This window comes from Mycobacterium toneyamaense (assembly GCF_055384815.1).
The window spans coordinates 5,560,655-5,578,694 of the sequence record NZ_AP040333.1; the positions used below are offsets into that span (position 1 = coordinate 5,560,655).

An 18,040-nucleotide genomic window follows, 5' to 3' on the forward strand; every position below is an offset into this window, starting at 1 on the left:
CTAGCCGAGGACGGGCGCCGGCCTCCGCTTGGAACCGCTCCTGTTTCTCGATGTCCACCAGTTGTACTTGCCGACCAGTACGGCCAGCGCCGGCACGGTGACGGTGCGGACGATGAGGGTGTCGATCAGCAGGCCCACGCCGATGATGAAGCCGCCCTGCACCATCGAGCCGATGCTGCTGAACAGCATGGCGAACATGGGTGCGGCGAAGATCATTCCGGCAGAGGTGATCACGCTGCCGGTGCTCCGCACCGTGCGGATGACGCCCGAACGGATGCCGTTCGGCGATTCGTCGCGGATCCGGGAGATCAGCAGCATGTTGTAGTCGGCGCCGACGGCCACCAGCACGATGAAGGCCATGCCCGGAGTACTCGCCGCCATGGGCTGACCGCCGAGAATCTGCAACACGATGACCCCGATGCCGAGCGACGACAGGCACGAGAGGATCACGGTGCCAACGAGATACAGCGGTGCGACGACGGCCCGCAGCAGCAGCACCAGGATCAGGAAAACCACGATGACGGTCATCAGCACGATGTACCGCAGGTCCTTGTTGAAGTAGTCGCGCAGTTCCGCGTAGTACGGCGTCATGCCCGACATCGCGATCTTGGCGTCCGCCAGCGACGTATTGGCCTGTGCGCCTTGCGCGGCGGCGAGAATCGCCTTGACCTGATCCATGGCCTTGGTGTCGTAGGGGTTCAGCTTGGACTCGACCAGGTACCGCGCCGAATGCCCGTCCGGGGACATGAAGACCCGGGCCAGGTCCTTGAATTTGTCATTGCCGAGGATCTCCGGGGAGATGTAGAAGCCCGCGGCTCCCGGCTCCGAGGCGTGCAGTTTCATCGCCAGCAGGAATGCCGACGCGTGCGAGAGGCCTTCGCCGAGCTGCTTGGTCTGGTCGTCGAGGACGCGCAGCCCCTCGGCGATCTTGCGGCTGCCCTCGGCCAGCGCGTTGGCGCCCTCCTGCAGCGACGCCATGTTCTGCTTCATGCTCGCCGGGCTGGCGCCCGCACCACTGCCGCCAAGGGAGCGAAGGGCTTTGGCCGCCGAGTCCAAAGAGGGCTGCATCTTGTGCAGGCCGTCCGAGAGCCGCTGCAGTTGGTCGCGCTGCCCCGCGCAATCGGGATCGGCATCGCAACCCGGGTTGTCCTTGCGCTGCTGCAGCAGCGCGTCGGCCATGGCGACCATGTCCTGGAAGTTCTGGCTGCCCGACCGCGGCGGGATGTTCGGCACGTCACCGGAATTGCGCACGCTGTCCAGTTGCCGCTGCGCGTCCTGGAACTCCTGTGAGCTCTCCAGTTGGTCCTTGATGCTCGCCATGCTCTTGTTCAGGCTGTCGATCACGCCCATGGTCTTGGTCAGCTGGGTGCGCACCGTGGCGAGGCTGTCGGCGAGCTTGCCCGCACCGCCGACGAGAGCCTGCCGTTGGTCGACGCTGCCGTTGATCTTGTTGGTGGCCTCGGCGAGCTTGTCGCCGATCTCGCCGGCCTGGTAACTCAGCGTCGCCTGCTCCAGCGGGGCGCCGGTCGGGCGGGTGACGCCGCGGACGGCGGCGATGTCGGGCAGCTGCGCGACGCGCTGCGCCATCTGTTCGAGGTCGGCGAGGCCCTTGGTCGTCCGCAGGTCGTGCGGCGACTGGACGAAAAGGTATTGCGGCGCCGTCACACTCGCCGGGAAGTGCCGCTCGATGGCGGCCATGCCGATGTTGCTCTCGGCCGTCGCGGGCAGTGCGGTGCGGGCGTCGTAGCTGGTGTGCAGCCAGCCGACGCCGGCCGCCAGCGCGATCAGCACGACGAGACTGCCGACCAGGTGGACCACGGGGCGCCGCACGATGTTGATGCCGGACCGGTGCCAGAAGCGGCTGGTCAGTTCCTTGCGGGGCCGGGCCCAGCCGCGCCGCCCGACGAGCGTGAGGATCGCCGGCAACAACGTGATGGACGACAGGAACGCCACCGCGATCGTGACCGCCAGCGCCGGACCCGTCGTCGAGAAGACCTTGAGGCTGGTGAAACTCATGCCCAGGAACGTCACCGCGACGGTGGCCGCCGACGCCGCGATGACCTTGCCGATGGCGGTCAGCGCCCGCGCCACGGCCTCGTCGGAATCGAGTCCCTGCCTGAGGTATTCGTGGTAGCGGCTGATCAGGAAGACGGCGTAGTCCACGCCGGCGCCGATCATCATGGCGCTCATGAACACGACGGTCTGCTGCGAGATGGGCAGCCCCCATGTCGCCAGCGCCGCCACGCCCTGCGTCGCGGCGGCCTGCGACACCGTGATGGTCGCCAGCGGCACCAGGATCGTGACGATGTTGCGGTACACCACAAAGAGGATCAGCAGCACCATGGCGACGGTGGCGGTCTCGATGACCCGCAGATCACGCAGCCCGAGCTGTTCGCGCTCGGCGACGGTGGCCGTCAGGCCCGTCATGTGGACCGTCAGAGTCGAGCCGGAGACGGTGTGGTCGACGATGCCGACGACGCGTTTGTACGCCTCGCTGGACTCCGGTGAGCCGAGCTCACCCCGGATACCGACGGGGATGAACCACGCCTTGTTGTCCTTGCTGGCCAACACTTCTCGCATGGGTGGTTGCGAGATGAAGTCCTGCACCATCACCACGTCGGCGGTGTCGCGGTGCAGGCTGTCGACCAGGGTGCGGTAGACGTCTTCGTCGGCCTTGGTCAGGCCGTTCTCGTCGGTGAGGACCACCAGCGCGATGTTCTGGATCCCGGGTTCGTGGAACGCGGACGTCATGTCCCGGGTCGCCGCCATGACCGCGGAGTTGCTCGGCAACAGCTCCTGGTTGCGGTCGCTCGCCAGCTTCATCAGCGGCGGCACGGCCGCCGACAGCGCCACGACGAGCAGCAGCCAGGCGCCGATCACGGCCCAGGGCCGGCGTAGCACCAATCGCGCCAGCAGCTCGAAAGCCCCGGCGAACACACCCTTGCCCGACCGAGCTATCACGTTGCCTCACCGCTCAGATACCTGCCGTACTCGGCAAGCGCTTCGCCGGTCAGCATCTCATGGTGTCCGCGCCGCACCTCGTGCACCGTGACGGTGCCGGCCACGTGCGGGCGCCAGCTCTGTGCGAGGAAGGCGCCGCGCTCGGCGTCATCCGCGGCCGCCGCGATCACCACGACATCGCCGTCGAACCGGCCGGCCTCGTGCTCCCGGTACAGCGCGACGTTGGTGTCGAAGTTGCGCACCAACAGGTCCATCAGACCGTCGTCCACGATGCCGGCCAGCTGATCCCGGTCGACCGCCTGGTTCGCGACGCGCAGGCTCGGCTCGGCGTCGAGCAGCACCAGCCGGGCGACAGTGCCGCCGCGCCGCTGCAGCTCGACCGCGACGGCATGCGCGACGACACCGCCGAACGACCAGCCCAGCAGGTGGTACGGGCCGGACGGCTGCTCGGCCTGAATCCGGTCGGCGTAGGTCGCCGCCATGTCGCTCAGCGATCCCGGGGTGTCCGCGGCGGGTTGCTGAATGCCGATGATCGGACCGTCGACGTGGCCGCCGAGCACCTGGTACGGCCAGCTGATGCCGCTGACCGCGTGCAGGCAGAACAGTGGGACGCCCGTACCGGTCTTCAGCACCTGCACCGGGGCGATCTCGGGTGCCGCCGCGCTGTCTTCCGTCAGCCGCTCGGCGAGCTCCTGCACCGTGGGCGCCTCGAACACCGCCGTGACCGACAGCTCGGTGCCGAGGTCGGCGCGGATCGCCGCAACGAAGCGCATCGCCGAGATGCTGTCGCCACCGAGGTCGAAGAACGACTCGTCCACACCGACCCGTTCGACACCGAGGACCCGGCCGTACACGGCGGCCAGCGCCACCTCGGTGGCGGTGCGCGGAGCCAGGTAGGCGCCCGCCCGGTATTCGGGCGCGGGCAGCGCGCGGACGTCGAGCTTGCCGTTGATCGTGACGGGCAGCGCCGGCAGGACGACGACGGCGGCCGGGACCGCGTGGGCCGGCAGCAGGTCGGCGAGCTGAGTGCGCAGTGCCGCGGGATCGGCGGTGCCGGTGATGTAGCCGACGAGGCGCTTGTCGCCGGCGCGGTCCTCGCGGACGATCACCGCCGCCTGCTCCACGCCGTCGAGGCGTGCCAAAACCGTTTGTACTTCGCCGAGTTCGATGCGGAAGCCACGAATCTTGACCTGCTCGTCGGCGCGGCCGACGTAGTGCAGACGACCGTCGTCGTCCCAGCGCACCAGGTCGCCGGTGCGGTACATCCGCTCCCCCACGCCCGGGAACGGGCAGGCCACGAACCGGCCCGCGGTCAGCCCCGGCCGGCCGGCGTAGCCGACACCCACGCCGGCACCCGCGACGTACAGCTCGCCGACGACGCCCGTGGGAACCGGGCGCAACCAGCCGTCCAGCACGAACAGCGCCGTGCCGGGCACCGGCGTGCCGATGGGTACCGAGGCCGTGCCGGCTGTCAGCGGTTCGGTCACCGCCGCGTACACCGTGGTCTCGGTGGGGCCGTAGGCGTTGACGACGGTGTGCCCGCAGGCCGTCCAGCGGTCGACCAATTCGGTCGGGCAGGCCTCACCGCCGAGCAGCAGCGCCAGTGGCGCCAGTGCATCCGGCACCAACGCGCCTGCTGCGGAAGGGGTTTGGGTGAGGACGTTGACGTGCTCGGCCGCGAGCAGGCGCTGGAACTCGTCGGGGCTCGCCGTCACCGACTCGGGCACGATCACCAGCCGGGCACCGTGCAGCAGCGCGGCCCAGATCTCCCACACCGAGAAGTCGAACGCGTACGAATGGCACTGCGTCCACACCGGATCGGCGGGCAGACCCGCAAGCGGTGTCGCGAATTGGCGCGCCACGTTGCGGTGCGCCACCGCCACGCCCTTGGGCAGGCCGGTGGTACCGGAGGTGTAGATCAGGTAGGCGACGCTGTCGGGGTCCGGGTCCGGAAGCCTTGTGGCAGGAGAGTTTTCGGTGGCAGCGTCGACGATGACCGGGCCGTCGAAGTCACCGAGCCGGCCGGCCAGGTCTGCCGTCGTGACCGCGACGCTCGGCGTCGCATCGGACAGCAGGAACGCGAGCCGCTCCGCCGGCAGCGCCGGATCGATCGGCAGGTACGCCGCCCCGGCCTTGAGGACCGCGAGGATCGCCACCACGGCGTCGACCGACCGGGGGAACAGCAGTGCCACGGTCCGCCCCGGACCGGCGCCGGCATCGATCAGGTGGTGTGCCAACCGATTCGCGGCCTCGTCGAGATCGCGGTAGGTCAGCGAGCGGTCCGGTCCGGTGAGCGCGACAGCCTCCGGGGTGCGGTCGACCTGGGCGGCGAAGAGTTCCGGAATCGATGCCTGCGCCTCGGCTGTGGCGGCCCGGTTGCCGATCCGATCCAGTTGCGAGCACTCTTCGGCAGCAAGCAGATTCACCGACGCAAGCCGCCCGGTGGGCGCGGTGGTCATCGCGACCAGCACGCGTTCGAACCGCTCGACGAGCCGGTCGATGTCGGCCGCCTCGAACACCGCGGTGTCGTACTCGAGGCGCAGGCCGAGTTCGTCACCCGGCATGGCCTGCACCGTCAACGGATAGTGGTTCTGCTCATGGCTGCTGAACTCGGTGATGGTCAGGTCCCCGACGCCGCCTGACGCGGCGGCGCCCAGCGGGTAGTTCTCGTACGCGAACAGCGTGTCGAAAAGCCGGTCCTGGCCGGTGATCCGGTGCATCTCGGCGAGTGACAGGTGCTGATGATCGAGCGTCCGGTTGTGCGCGTCCTGCATCTGGTCGAGCAGTTCGGCCACGGTGGTGACCGCGGTCGCGGTGGCCCGCACCGGGACGGTGTTGATCATCAGGCCGACCATCTCGTCCGCGCCGGCCACGTCGGTCGGGCGGCCCGACACCGCGGTTCCGAACACCACGTCGTGCCGGCCCGTCAGCTGCATGAGCAGCTGCGCGTAGGCCGCCTGCAGGACGACGTTCACGGTGGTGTGACGGGCCCGCGCCAGCTCTGCGACGGCACGTGTGGTTTCGGCTGACAGCGCAGCGGATTTCACGCCACGGCCACCCGATGCGGTCCGTGCGGCAACCAGTGTCGGAGTGTCGACACCGGCCAGCACCTCGGCCCAGGCGGTGCGCGCGGCATCGAGATCCCGGTCGGAGAGCCAGGTGACGAAGCGGCGGTACGGCACCGCGGCGGGCAGCCGGTAGCCGTGATAGCCCGCGAAGATCTCGCGCAGCAGGACCGGCAGTGACCAGCCGTCCATCACGACGTGGTGGTTGGTGAGCACCAGCCGGTGCCGCTGTTCGCCGGCGCGGATCAACGCAACCCGGAAGGGCGGCTGGTCGCCGAGGTCGCACACCGCGGCGCGTTCGGCGGCGCAGATGTGCGTGACCTCGTCGTCGGTTGCGTCCAGCACCCGCCACGCTACGTCGGGTGCCGCCGGGATGACCTGCACCTCCAGGCCGGCGTAGAAGTGGGCCGCGATGTTCGGGTGCCGTTGCACCACCGTCTGCACGGCGTCGCGGAGCCGCTGCGCGTCGAGCGGTCCGGCCAGCGTCAGATCCAGTTGCACCGCATACAGATCGGCCTCGGCGCCGGTCTGCGCGGCGTGGAAGAGCAGGCCCTGTTGTAGCGGCGTCACCGGCAGGATGTCGGCGATCGCGTGTTCACGCTCCAGCTCGTCGATCTGCTGCTGGCTCAGTGCGGCCGGTGCGATGTCCGACGGGGTCAGCCCACCACCGCCGGCACGCACGAGGGTGCAGATGCCGGTCAGCGCATCGAACCACAACCGGCTGAGCCGCTCGACCTGCTCGCCGTCGAGCGCCGACGGTGCCCACGTCCAATTGGCGTGCAGCTGCGGGCCGGCGTCGGTGTCGACTGTGCCGGCGTTGAGCTCGAGGGTGTGCATCAACGGCATCGGTACCGCGGTCGCCAGACCGGTGACCTCAGCTGCCGCCGCACCGTCCCGGCCGACCTGCCACAGCTCGTCGGACAGCTCGGACCCACCACCGAGTCGGCCCAGATAGTTGAATCCGATTGCTGGATCGGCGGTTTCGAGATCGATGTCGTCGTTGAGGTAGCGCAGCAGGCCATAGGTCAGGCCGTCCGGCAGTGCGCGCAGCTGCTCCTTGGCGTGCTTGAGCACCGCGCCCAGGGCGGCCTCGCCGGACGTCACCTGGCTCCAGGACAGCTCCCCGACCGTGACGGCCACCGGGTACTTGGTTGTGAACCAGCCGACGGTGCGCGACAGATCGACGTTATCGGTGATCTCGTCGTGCCGGCCATGGCCTTCCACGTCGATACCGATGGTGCGGCCGCTACCGGCGAATTCGGCCATCGCCAGGGCGAACCCGATCAGCAGGACGTCGTTGATGCCGGCATGGAACGCCGCCGGGGCCTCGCGCAAAAGCGTCTGGACGGTGTCGACGTCGTCCAGCGTGACCGACAGCTGCCCGGCCGTGGCGAAGGTGTCCCGCTCCGGCTGCACGGCGGGCAACAGTGCGGGCGTCGCCGCCGCCTCCCGCCACGCCTCGGCCTGCGCAACCACCTCGGGCGCCGCCGCGTGTTCGACGAGGACCTGCGCCCAGCGCTGGAACGACGTGCCACTCGCCGGAAGCTCGACCGGCTGCCCCGCGCGGGACTGCAGCCACGCGACGTTCAAGTCCTCCAGCAGGATTCGCCACGACACGCCGTCCACGGCGAGGTGGTGGATGATCAGCACGAGCTGACGCGCCGGCGCCACCCACAGCGCGCTGAGCATCACACCGGCCGCCGGATTCAGCCGCGACCGTGCCGCGGAGACCGCGTCTTCCGTCAGCTCGTCGACCGTGTGCAGGCACTCCCGAGCATCGACAGTGCCCGCGTCGGGCACGTGCAGCGACCAGTCGGTGCCGGCCCGCAGTCGCAGCATGGCGTGCCGATCCAGCAGGGCCTGCAACAGCATTGCGACGTCGGCCTCGGTGGCGCCTGCCGGAGCCTGCACCACCATGGTCTGGTTGAAGTGGTCCGTCGGACCGTCGACACCTGCCAGCCATCGCATGATCGGTGTCGCGACCACCGGGCCGACACCCGCGTCGGCGACATCGGCGGTGTCGCCGACGGTTTCGACCACGAGGGCCAGGCGCGCCACCGTCTGCTCGACGAAGACGTCGCGCGGCCGGCAGCTCAGACCGGCCGCCCGGGCCCGGGCCACCACCTGCATCGACATGATGCTGTCGCCGCCCAGCTCGAAGAACGAATCGTCCACGCCGACGCGCTCGACGCCGAGGACGTCGGCGTAGACCGCGGCGAGCGTCTCCTCGACCGGCGTTCGCGGCGCCCGGTACTGGTCGGCGTTGCCGTACGTCGGTGCCGGGAGCGCGCGCCGGTCCAGCTTGCCGTTGGGGGTCAGCGGCAGCGTCGCCATCGCGACCACCGCGGCCGGAACCATGTACGCCGGAAGGTGTTTGGCCACCGCGGCCCGCGCCTCGGCCGGGTCGGCGGTGCCGGTGATGTAGCCGACGAGGCGCTTGTCGCCCGGGCGGTCCTCGCGCACGATCACCGCGGCCTGGCGGACGCCGTCGAGACCGGCCAAAGCCGTTTGCACGTCACCCAGTTCGATGCGGTAGCCACGAATCTTGACCTGCTCGTCGGCCCGCCCCAGGTACTGCAGCTGGCCATCGGCGCCCCACCGCACGAGGTCACCGGTGCGGTACATGCGTTGTCCCGGCGCGCCGAACGGGCACGCCACGAAGCGCGACGCGGTCAATCCGCCGCGCTGCACGTATCCGGCCGCGACGCCCGAGCCGGCGACGTACAACTCACCGACCACGCCGACCGGCACGGGGCGCAACCGCTCGTCCAGGACGAAGGCCGCCGCACCCGACACCGGCGTGCCGATCGGTGCGACGGGCGAACCCGCGGTGAGCGGCGCGCTCACCGCGGCGTAGATGGTGGCCTCGGTCGGGCCGTAGGCGTTGAGCATGACGCGGCCCGCTCGGGCACTGTCGGTCGCCCAGCGATCGACGAGCTCGGGCGGGCAGGCTTCGCCCGCGACCACCAGCGACGTCGACTCCAGCCCCGCCGGCGACAACATCATTGCGGCGGAGGGAGTTTGGGTCAGCATCGTGACACCCTCGGCAGCCAGCAGCTCGTGCAGTTCCTCCGGCGAGCGAGCCACCGTCTCGGACACCACGACGAGGCGTCCACCGTGCAGCAGCGCACCGAAGATCTCCCACACCGAGACGTCGAAGGCCAGTGAATGCCACTGGCTCCACACGCGTGCCGTCGGCAGCTGGTCTTTCAGCTCACCGAGCAGACCCACGACGTTGCGGTGCGTGATGGCAACACCTTTGGGCACGCCGGTGGTGCCGGAGGTGTAGATCAGGTACGCGATGTCACCCAGGCTGGGTGCCGGAGGCGTTGTGGCGGGCTGGTTTTCGATATCCGCGTCGGCGACGTCCAGGACGGGCCGGTCGAATCCGGCCAAGCGCTCGACCAGATCGCCGGTGGTGACGGCGGCGACCGGTGCGGCGTCGCCGAGCATGAACTCGATGCGCGCCGACGGCAGGGCGGGATCGATCGGCAGGTACGCCGCCCCCGTCTTGAGCACCGCGAGGATCGAGACGATCGCGTCGGCAGACCGGTGGAACAGCAGTGCCACCGTCTGCCCCGGACCGGCACCGAGACCGATCAGTGCGTGTGCCAACCGATTTGCCGCCGCGTCCAGTTCCGCGTAGGTCAGGGTCCGGCCCTGCCAGGTGAGCGCACCCGCGTCCGGAGTGCGGGCCACCTGCGCGGCGAACAACTCCGGGATGGAGCCGGCTGCCCCGGCCGGCGCGGTGAGCACCGCACGGTGCCCGAGCTCGTCGAGGCGGACCTGTTCGGCGGCGTCGACCAGACTCACCGACGACAGCGCCCGCTGCGGCTCAGCGGTCATCGCCGCCAGCAGCAATTCCATCCGGTTGACCAGCGCGGCAACGGTTTCCGCGTCGAACACGTCGGTGCGGAACTCCACCTCGCCGCCGATGCCGGCGGGTGCACCTGTCGCAGTCCAGCGTTCGGAAAGCGAGAAGGTCAGGTCCATGCGGGCGGACTGGGTGCCCAGCGGGATCGACGTGACGTCCAAGCCCTTCAACCCGGAACCGGCGGCGGGGTCGGTCAGGCCGGTGAAGTTCTGCCACGACAGCATGACCTGCACCAGCGGATGGTGGGTGAGGCTGCGCGCCGGATTCAGCCGCTCCACCAACAGCTCGAACGGCACGTCCTGGTGCTCGAAGGCCTCCAGGCTGCGGCTGCGGACCTGGTTCAGCAGGTCGGCGAATGTCGGGTCGCCGGTCAGGTCGGCGCGTAGCACGAGAGTGTTGACGAAGAAACCGACCAGGTCATCGAGTGCGGGATCGCGTCGTCCGGCGATCGGGAAGCCCACGGCGACATCGGCATTCGCGCTGACCTTGGCGAGCAGCGCCAGCAAGGCGGCCTGCACGACCATGAAGGTCGTGGCATTGTGCTCGCGGGCCAGCCGGGCGACCTGTTCCTGCAACTCGGCGGGCCACTGCACGGCGACCGTCGCGCCGGCCATGTCGGCGACCAACGGGTAAGGCCGGTCAGTCGGCAGCTGTACGCGCTCGGGCAGGCCGGCGAGCGCGTCCTCCCAGTACGCCAGCTGCGCCGCCACCCGGCTGCCACGGTCGTCGAGGCGGCCGAATTGTGCGCGTTGCCAGAGGGTGTAGTCGATGTACTGCACCGGCAGCGGTGCCCAGTCGGGCGCCTGCCCGGCGCACCGGCTGGCGTAGGCCAGTCCCAGATCCGCGACCAGCGGCCGCAGCGACCAACCGTCGGCGGCGATGTGATGCACCACGGCCACCAGCACGTGTTCGTCGTCCGCGACGCGGAAGAGTTTCGCCCGCAACGGGATATCGACGGCCAGGTCGAAGGTGCTCCGCGCGGTGGCCTCGAGAGCGTCGTGCAGCCGGCTCGCCGACCACTGCGTGGCGTCGACGACGTTCCAGCCGAAATCGGCACGCGCCGCGGGAATCACGACCTGCTGGGGCGTGCCGTCGGGTGCGGTGAGCAGCGTGCGCAGGCTCTCGTGCCGGCCGACGACATCGGTCAGCGCCGCGCCGAGGGCCTCGACGTTCAGTGCGCCTTCGATCCGCAGGGCCGTCGCCATGTTGTAGACCGGCGAAGGCCCCTGCACCTGGTCGACGAGCCACAACCGGTTCTGCGCGAACGACAGCGGCACCACGTCGGGCCGCGCCGCCACGGTCAGCGGCTGCAGGCCACGCTCGCCGGCGACGATTCGCGGCGCCAGCTGTGCGACGGTGGGTGCCTCGAAGACCGTGCGGACCGGGAGGTCGACGTCCAGTGCGGAGTTGATGGCCGCGACCAGCCGCATCGTCGACAGCGAATCGCCACCGAGGTCGAAGAACGAATCGTCAACACCCACCCGTTCGATGCCGAGCACCTGCGCGTAGACGCCGGCCAGGATCTCCTCGGTGAGGCTGCCCGGCGCGCGGTACACGCCCGCAACGTATTCCGGTTCCGGCAGCGCGCGGGTGTCGAGCTTGCCGTTGACCGTGACGGGAAGTTCGGCCAGGCCGAGAACGGCCGCCGGCACCATATAGCCGGGCAGACGCTGCGCCAGCGCGGCACGCACCTCGGCCGGATTCACCGACCCGACGACGTAGCCGACCAGACGCTTGCCGCCGGCTTCGTCCTCGCGGGTGACCACCACCGCCTGCTCGACGCCGGCCACCGCCGCCAGAGCAGACCGCACTTCACCCAGTTCGATGCGATGGCCGCGGATCTTGACCTGTTCGTCGGCGCGGCCGAGGTAGCGCAGCTGCCCGTCGGGACCCCAGCTCGCCAGGTCGCCCGTCCGGTACATGCGCGTTCCGGGCGCGCCGAACGGGCACGCCATGAAACGTGTTGCGGTCAAGGCGGATCGGCCCCAGTAGCCGACCCCGACGCCGCGGCCCGCCACGTAGAGTTCGCCGATCGCGCCCGGCCGCACCGGCCGCAGCCACTCGTCGAGCACGAACAGCGCGGCGCCCGGGACCGGCGAACCGATCGGCGGCGCACCGGACCCCGCGGTCAGCCGCGTGCTCTTGGAGACCCACATGGTGGTCTCGGTCGGGCCGTAGACGTTGAGCATCACACGCCCCGGCGCCCACCGGTCCACCAGTTCCGGCGGGCAGGCCTCGGCACCGATCAGCAAGGCCATCGACTCCAGACCCTGCGGCGACAGCAGACTGACCGCCGACGGTGTCTGCGCCAGCACGGTGACGCCCTCGCGAACGAGCAAGGCGTGGAACTCATCCGGCGACCGGACCACCGCGTCGGAGACCACCACGAGGCGCCCGCCGTGCAGCAGGGCCGCCCAGATCTCCCACACCGAGAAGTCGAACGAGTACGAATGGAACTGCGCCCACACCTGTTCCGGACCCAGGTCGAAGCCGAGGTCCAGCCCGGCGAAGAGCTGCGTCACGTTGCGGTGCGTGACAGCGACGCCCTTGGGCTGCCCGGTGGTTCCGGAGGTGTAGATGATGTGCGCGATGTCGTCGGGGCCCGGTCCGGAAACCGCTGTGACGGTGCCGTTGCGCTGTTCCGCGACGGTGTCCACGTCCAGCACGGGGACACCCGGTCCCGACATCTCGGCGACCAGTTCCGGGGTGGTGAACAGCAGCACCGGCGCCGCGTCGGCGACCATGAACTCGACGCGTTCCGTGGGTAGTGCGGGGTCGATCGGCAGGTAGGCCGCGCCGGTCTTGAGCACCGCCAGGACCGCGATGACCGCGTCGGCCGAGCGGGGGAACATCAGTGCCACGGTCTGTCCCGGACCCGCGCCGCGAGCCGCCAACGCGTGAGCCAACCGGTCCGCGGTGTCGTTCAGGTCCCGGTACGTCCAGGCCGAGTCCTGGTAGGTCAGGGCCACCGCATCGGGGGTGCGAGACACCTGCGCGGCGAACAGTTCCGGAACCGTCTGCCCGGCGACGGGTTCGGTCAGGACGGCGCGCCCGCTCCACCGATCGACCGTGGCCCGCTCGTCCGGCTCGAGGGCATCGATCGCCGACAGCGGCCGGTCCGGATCGGCGGCCATGGCCGCCAGCACGGTCTGCAGCCGCTCGACCATCGCCGCGATGTCGGCCGTGCCGAAGACCGTCGTGTCGTACTCGACGCGGATGGTCAGCTCGCGGCCCGGTTGCGCCTGCACGGTCAGCGGGTAGTGCGTGGATTCGTGGGTCGCCACATCGGTGACGGCCAGCTCGGCATCGCTGGACAGGGCCGCGGTGTCGACGGGGTAGTTCTCGAACGCGAACAGCGTGTCGAACAGCTGGTCCTGACCGGTGATGCGGTGAATGTCATTGAGCGCCAGGTACTGATGCTCCAACGTGTCGTTGTACCCACCCTGCAGTTGGTCGAGCAGCGCGGCGGCCGTGGTGGTCGCGGTGAGGTTGGCGCGCACCGGCACGGTGTTGATGAACAGGCCCACCATCGATTCGACGCCGGCGACCTCGGCGGGCCGGCCGGAGACCGTGGTGCCGAACACGACGTCGTGGCTGCCGGTGAGCCAGCACAGGAGCTGGGCGTACGCGGCCTGCAGCACGGTGTTGACGGTGGTGTGCCGGGCGCGTGCCAATTCGGCGGCCGCCGTGGCGATTTCCGCCGGGAGCGTGACGGTCTCGACACCGCGCGGCCCCGATTCCGTGCGACCGGCGGGTCCGACCAAGGTGGGCGTATCGAGGCCGCGGAGCAGTTCGCCCCATGCGGCGGTGGCCGCGTCGTGGTCCCGATCGGTCAGCCAGCTGACGTAGTTGCGGTACGGCGTGGCCGGCGGGAGCCGGTGACCGTGGTAGTTCGCGAAGATCTCCGCCAGCAGGATCGGCATCGACCAGCCGTCGAGCACGATGTGGTGGTTTGTCAGCACGAACCGGTACCGGTCGGGTGCGACCCGGATCAGCGCGGCGCGGAAGACCGGCCCGGCACCGAGGTCGCACACCGCGGCACGCTCGGCTGCGCGGAGCTGTGTCACCTGCGCGTCGCTGTCGAGTTCCAGGTACTGCCAGCCGATTTCGGGCTCGGCCGGGATGACCTGGACCGGCTGGCCGAACCTCGAGTGGAAGCTCGCCACCAGATGCGGATGCCGGGCGACCGCGGCGCGCACGGCGGTGTGCAGCCGGTCGGCGTCGAGCCGGCCGGTGACGCCGATGTCGAGCTGTCCGGCGTAGAGGTCACCGTCGCTCTGGGCGGTGGTGGCGTGGAAGAGCAGGCCCTCCTGCACCGGGGTCAGTGGTAGTACGTCGGCGACTGCGCGCTGCCGTTCCAGCTCATCGAGCTGCTGCTGGCTGAGGCGGGCCGGCGCGATGTCGGACGGTGTCAGGCCGCCACCGCCGTCCGACACGTGGGCGCAGATGCCGGACAGCGCTTCGAACCACAGCCGGCTCAGGCGCGTCACCTGTTCCGCGTCGAGTGCCGATGGCGCCCAGGTCCAATTGGCATGCAGCCGTGGACCGTCGGGAGTCTCGACGGCGCCGGCCCCCAGTTCCAGGGTGTGCATGAGCGGCATGGGGATCGCCAGGGCCGCGGAGGGGGTCCGGTCCCCGATGCGCCAGAGGTCCTCGGACAGTTCGGTGGTACCGCCCTGTCGCCCGAGGTAGTTGAAGCCGACGGTCGGATCGTTGCCGTCCACAACGGGATTCAGGTACCGCAGCAAGCCGTAGCTGAGCGGGTCCGGCAGTGCCCGGAGTTGCTCCTTGGCGTCCTTGACGACGGCGCCCAGCGCCGTGTCACCGGCGATCACCTGTGCCCAGGTGATGTCCCCGAGGGTGATCGACACCGGGGACTTGGTGGTGAACCAGCCGACGGTCCGGGTCAGGTCGATATCGGCGCCGAGGTCTTCATGACGCCCGTGCCCCTCGACATCGATGCCGATCGTCCCGCCGTGCTCACCCGCGAATTCCGCCAGGGCCAAGGCGAATCCGATGACCAGGATGTCGTTGATCCCGGCGTGGAACGCCGACGGCACGGCGCTCAGCAGCGTCGCGGTGGTCTCGGCATCCAGTTCGGCGGCGAGGTGCCCCGCACTGGCGAAGGTGTCGATCGCGGGCTGCACGGCAGGCAATACGGCCGGCGCCTGCGTGACGCGCTGCCAGGCCGCGGCGTGAGCGGCGACGTCGGTCGTCTGGGCATGCTCGGCGAGCACCTGCGCCCACCGCCGGAACGAGGTACCACCCGCCGGCAATGCCACGGGCTGTCCGGCCCGGTGCTGCACCCACGCGATGTTCAGGTCTTCCAACAGGATTCGCCACGACACGGCGTCGACCGCCAAGTGGTGGATGATGATCGCGAGTTGCCGGCTGTCGGCCACCCACAGCGCGCTCAGCATGGCCCCGGCAGCGGGGTTCAGCTGCGCGCGCGCCGCGGCGAGCGCGTCGTCGGTCCAGGTGTCGGCGGTGTGCAGGCAATCGCGGACGTCCACGGCGCCGGGCTCAGCGGTGCTCAACTCACCGTCCTCGACGCGCAGGCGCAGCGTGGCGTGGCGATCGAGCAAGGCCTGCAGCAGGATCGCCGCGTCCGCGTCGGTGGCGTGCGCCGGGGCCTGCAGCACGACGGTCTGGTTGAACTGGTCGGTGGGGCCGTCGACGGTGCGCAGCCATTCGATGATCGGGGTGGCCGGCAGCGGGCCGACACCCGAATCGGCGTCCCCGTCGGGGTTTTCGCTCACCTCGACCACCCGGGCCAGCCGGGCGACGGTCTGCTCGACGAACAGGTCCTTGGTCCGGCAGATCAGGCCTGCCGCCCGCGCGCGGGTCACGACCTGCATCGACGAAATGCTGTCGCCACCGAGGTCGAAGAACGAGTCGTCGACGCCGACGCGCTCGACACCGAGTACCGCGGCGTAGATGCCGGCGAGGACTTCCTCGATGGCGTTGGCGGGCGCTCGGTAATCACCCGCGGCATATTCGGGCGCCGGAAGCGCCCGGACATCGAGTTTGCCGTTGGCGGTCAGCGGCAGTTCCGGCACCACAACCACCGCGGCCGGAATCATGTACGCCGGCAACCGGTCTGCCAGCGCGGCGCGAACCGTCTCCGGGTCGGCCGAGCCGGTGAGATAGCCGACGAGTCGCTTGTCCCCCGGCCGATCTTCGCGGGCGATCACCGCGGCCTGGTCCACACCGTCCAGGTCCGCCAGCGCGGCCTGGATATCGCCCAGTTCGATGCGGTAGCCACGGATCTTGACCTGATCGTCGGCCCGGCCCAGGTAGTCCAATTGGCCGTCGGCCCGCCACCGCACCAGGTCACCGGTGCGGTACATGCGGGCGCCGGGCGCGCCGAACGGACACGCCACGAAGCGTGCGGCGGTCAGTCCGCCGCGGCGCAGATACCCTGCCGCCACTCCCCCGCCGGCGAGGTACAGCTCACCGACGACACCGACCGGAACCGGCCGTAAGTGACTGTCCAGCACGAACGTTGCGCCGTTCGGCACCGGCGAGCCGATCGGCACCGTCGGCTCACCGGCTGTGAGCGGTGCGCTGATCGCGGCATAGATGGTCGCCTCGGTGGGTCCGTAGGCGTTGATCATGACGCGGCCGGCCCAGCGGTCGACCAGATCGGTGGGGCACGCCTCGCCCGCGACCACCAGGGTGACGCCGTCCAGGCCGTCGGTCGAAAGTGCGCCTGCCGCAGAGGGAGTCAGGCTCAGTACGGTGACCCGCTCGGCCACCACGAGCGCGTGGAGGTCCTCCGGTGCCCGCGCCACCGACTCGGGCACGACGACCAGGCGGCCGCCGTTCAGCAGCGCACCGAAGATTTCCCACACCGAGACGTCGAACGCCAGCGAGTGCCACTGGCTCCACACACCGGCGGTCGGCAGCCCGGAGTCCGGGGCGCCGATCAGCTGGGTCACGTTACGGTGCGCGACGGCAACGCCTTTCGGGACACCGGTGGTGCCGGAGGTGTAGATCAGGTAGGCGATGTCGTCTGCTGCGGGTCCGGCCAGGGCGGTGTCGGGCCGGCCGGCCACGGACGGCTCGTCCACATCGAGCACCGCGATGTCGATGCCGGAGACGCGGTCTGCCAGGTCGCCGGTGGTGATCACCGCGACCGGCGCCGCGTCCGCGAGCACGAATTCGACGCGGGACGCCGGCAGCGCCGGATCCAATGGCAGGTAGGCCGCCCCGGTCTTGAGTACCGCCAGGATCGCCACGATGGCTTCCGCGGACCGGGGCAGCAGCAGCGCCACAGTCTGTCCCGGACCGGCGCCGTGCGTCGCGAGCAGGTGCGCGAACTGGTTGGCCCGCCGATCGAGTTCGCGGTAGGTCAGGGTGTCGCCCGCGCAACTGACTGCGTGCGCGTCCGGCGTGCGCGCGGCGACGCCGGCGAACAGTTCCGGGATCGATACGTCAGGGGCGGGCCGCTGGAGCGCCGCACGGTTGGCGAGCTCGTCGAGGCGCGTGTGCTCGGCGTCGTCGAGCAACGTGACCTTGGACACCGGCGCCGTGGGATCGGCACTGACGGAGGCCAATACGCGCTGCAGCCGCTCGATCAGTGTCTCGATGCTCGGCGCGTCGAACACGTCGGTGCGATATTCGACGGTTCCCGCGATGCCGGCGGGAGCGCCGTCGTCGGCCCAGCGCTCGCCGAGCGAGAACGTCAGGTCCATGCGCGCGGTCTGGGTGTCGACCGGGACCGGCGTCACCTCGAGGTCACCGAGCGTCAACCCGGCGCCGTGCGCCTGCTGGCCTGGGAGGTTCTGCCACGCCAGGAGCACCTGCACCAGCGGATGATGCGTCAGGTTCCGCGTCGGGTTCAGCCGCTCGACGAGTACCTCGAACGGCACGTCCTGGTTCTCGTAGGCCGCGAGGCTGCGCTGCTGCACCTGCGCCAGCAGGTCGGCGAACGTCGGGTCGCCGGACAGGTCGACACGCAGCACCAGGGTGTTGACGAAGAAGCCGACGAGGTCGTCGAGCGCCGGGTCGGTGCGGCCGGCGATCGGGAAACCCACGGCGACATCGGGACTCGCGCTGACGGCCGACAGCAGCAGGGCCAGAGCCGCCTGCACCACCATGAATCCGGTGGCGTTGTGGTCACGCGCCACCTGCGCGA

Annotated in this window: 2 protein-coding genes (1 of these 2 only partly in view); both read right to left on the minus strand. The window is 70.1% G+C overall.

Annotation, left to right across the window (positions count from 1 at the left end):
• Positions 1 to 2,961, minus strand: a complete 2,961-nt coding sequence (locus tag ACZ5IQ_RS26910; RefSeq protein ID WP_464480516.1) for an MMPL/RND family transporter — start codon at positions 2,959 to 2,961, stop codon at positions 1 to 3.
• A protein-coding gene (locus ACZ5IQ_RS26915; protein WP_464480517.1) for a non-ribosomal peptide synthase/polyketide synthase crosses the window boundary here: on the minus strand, positions 2,958 to 18,040 show its end. The gene runs 15,844 nt beyond the window's last position; 15,083 of the gene's 30,927 nt are visible here — the last part of the coding sequence; the start codon falls outside the window, past its right edge; its stop codon occupies positions 2,958 to 2,960. Before ACZ5IQ_RS26915 ends, ACZ5IQ_RS26910 begins: the two co-directional genes overlap by 4 nt.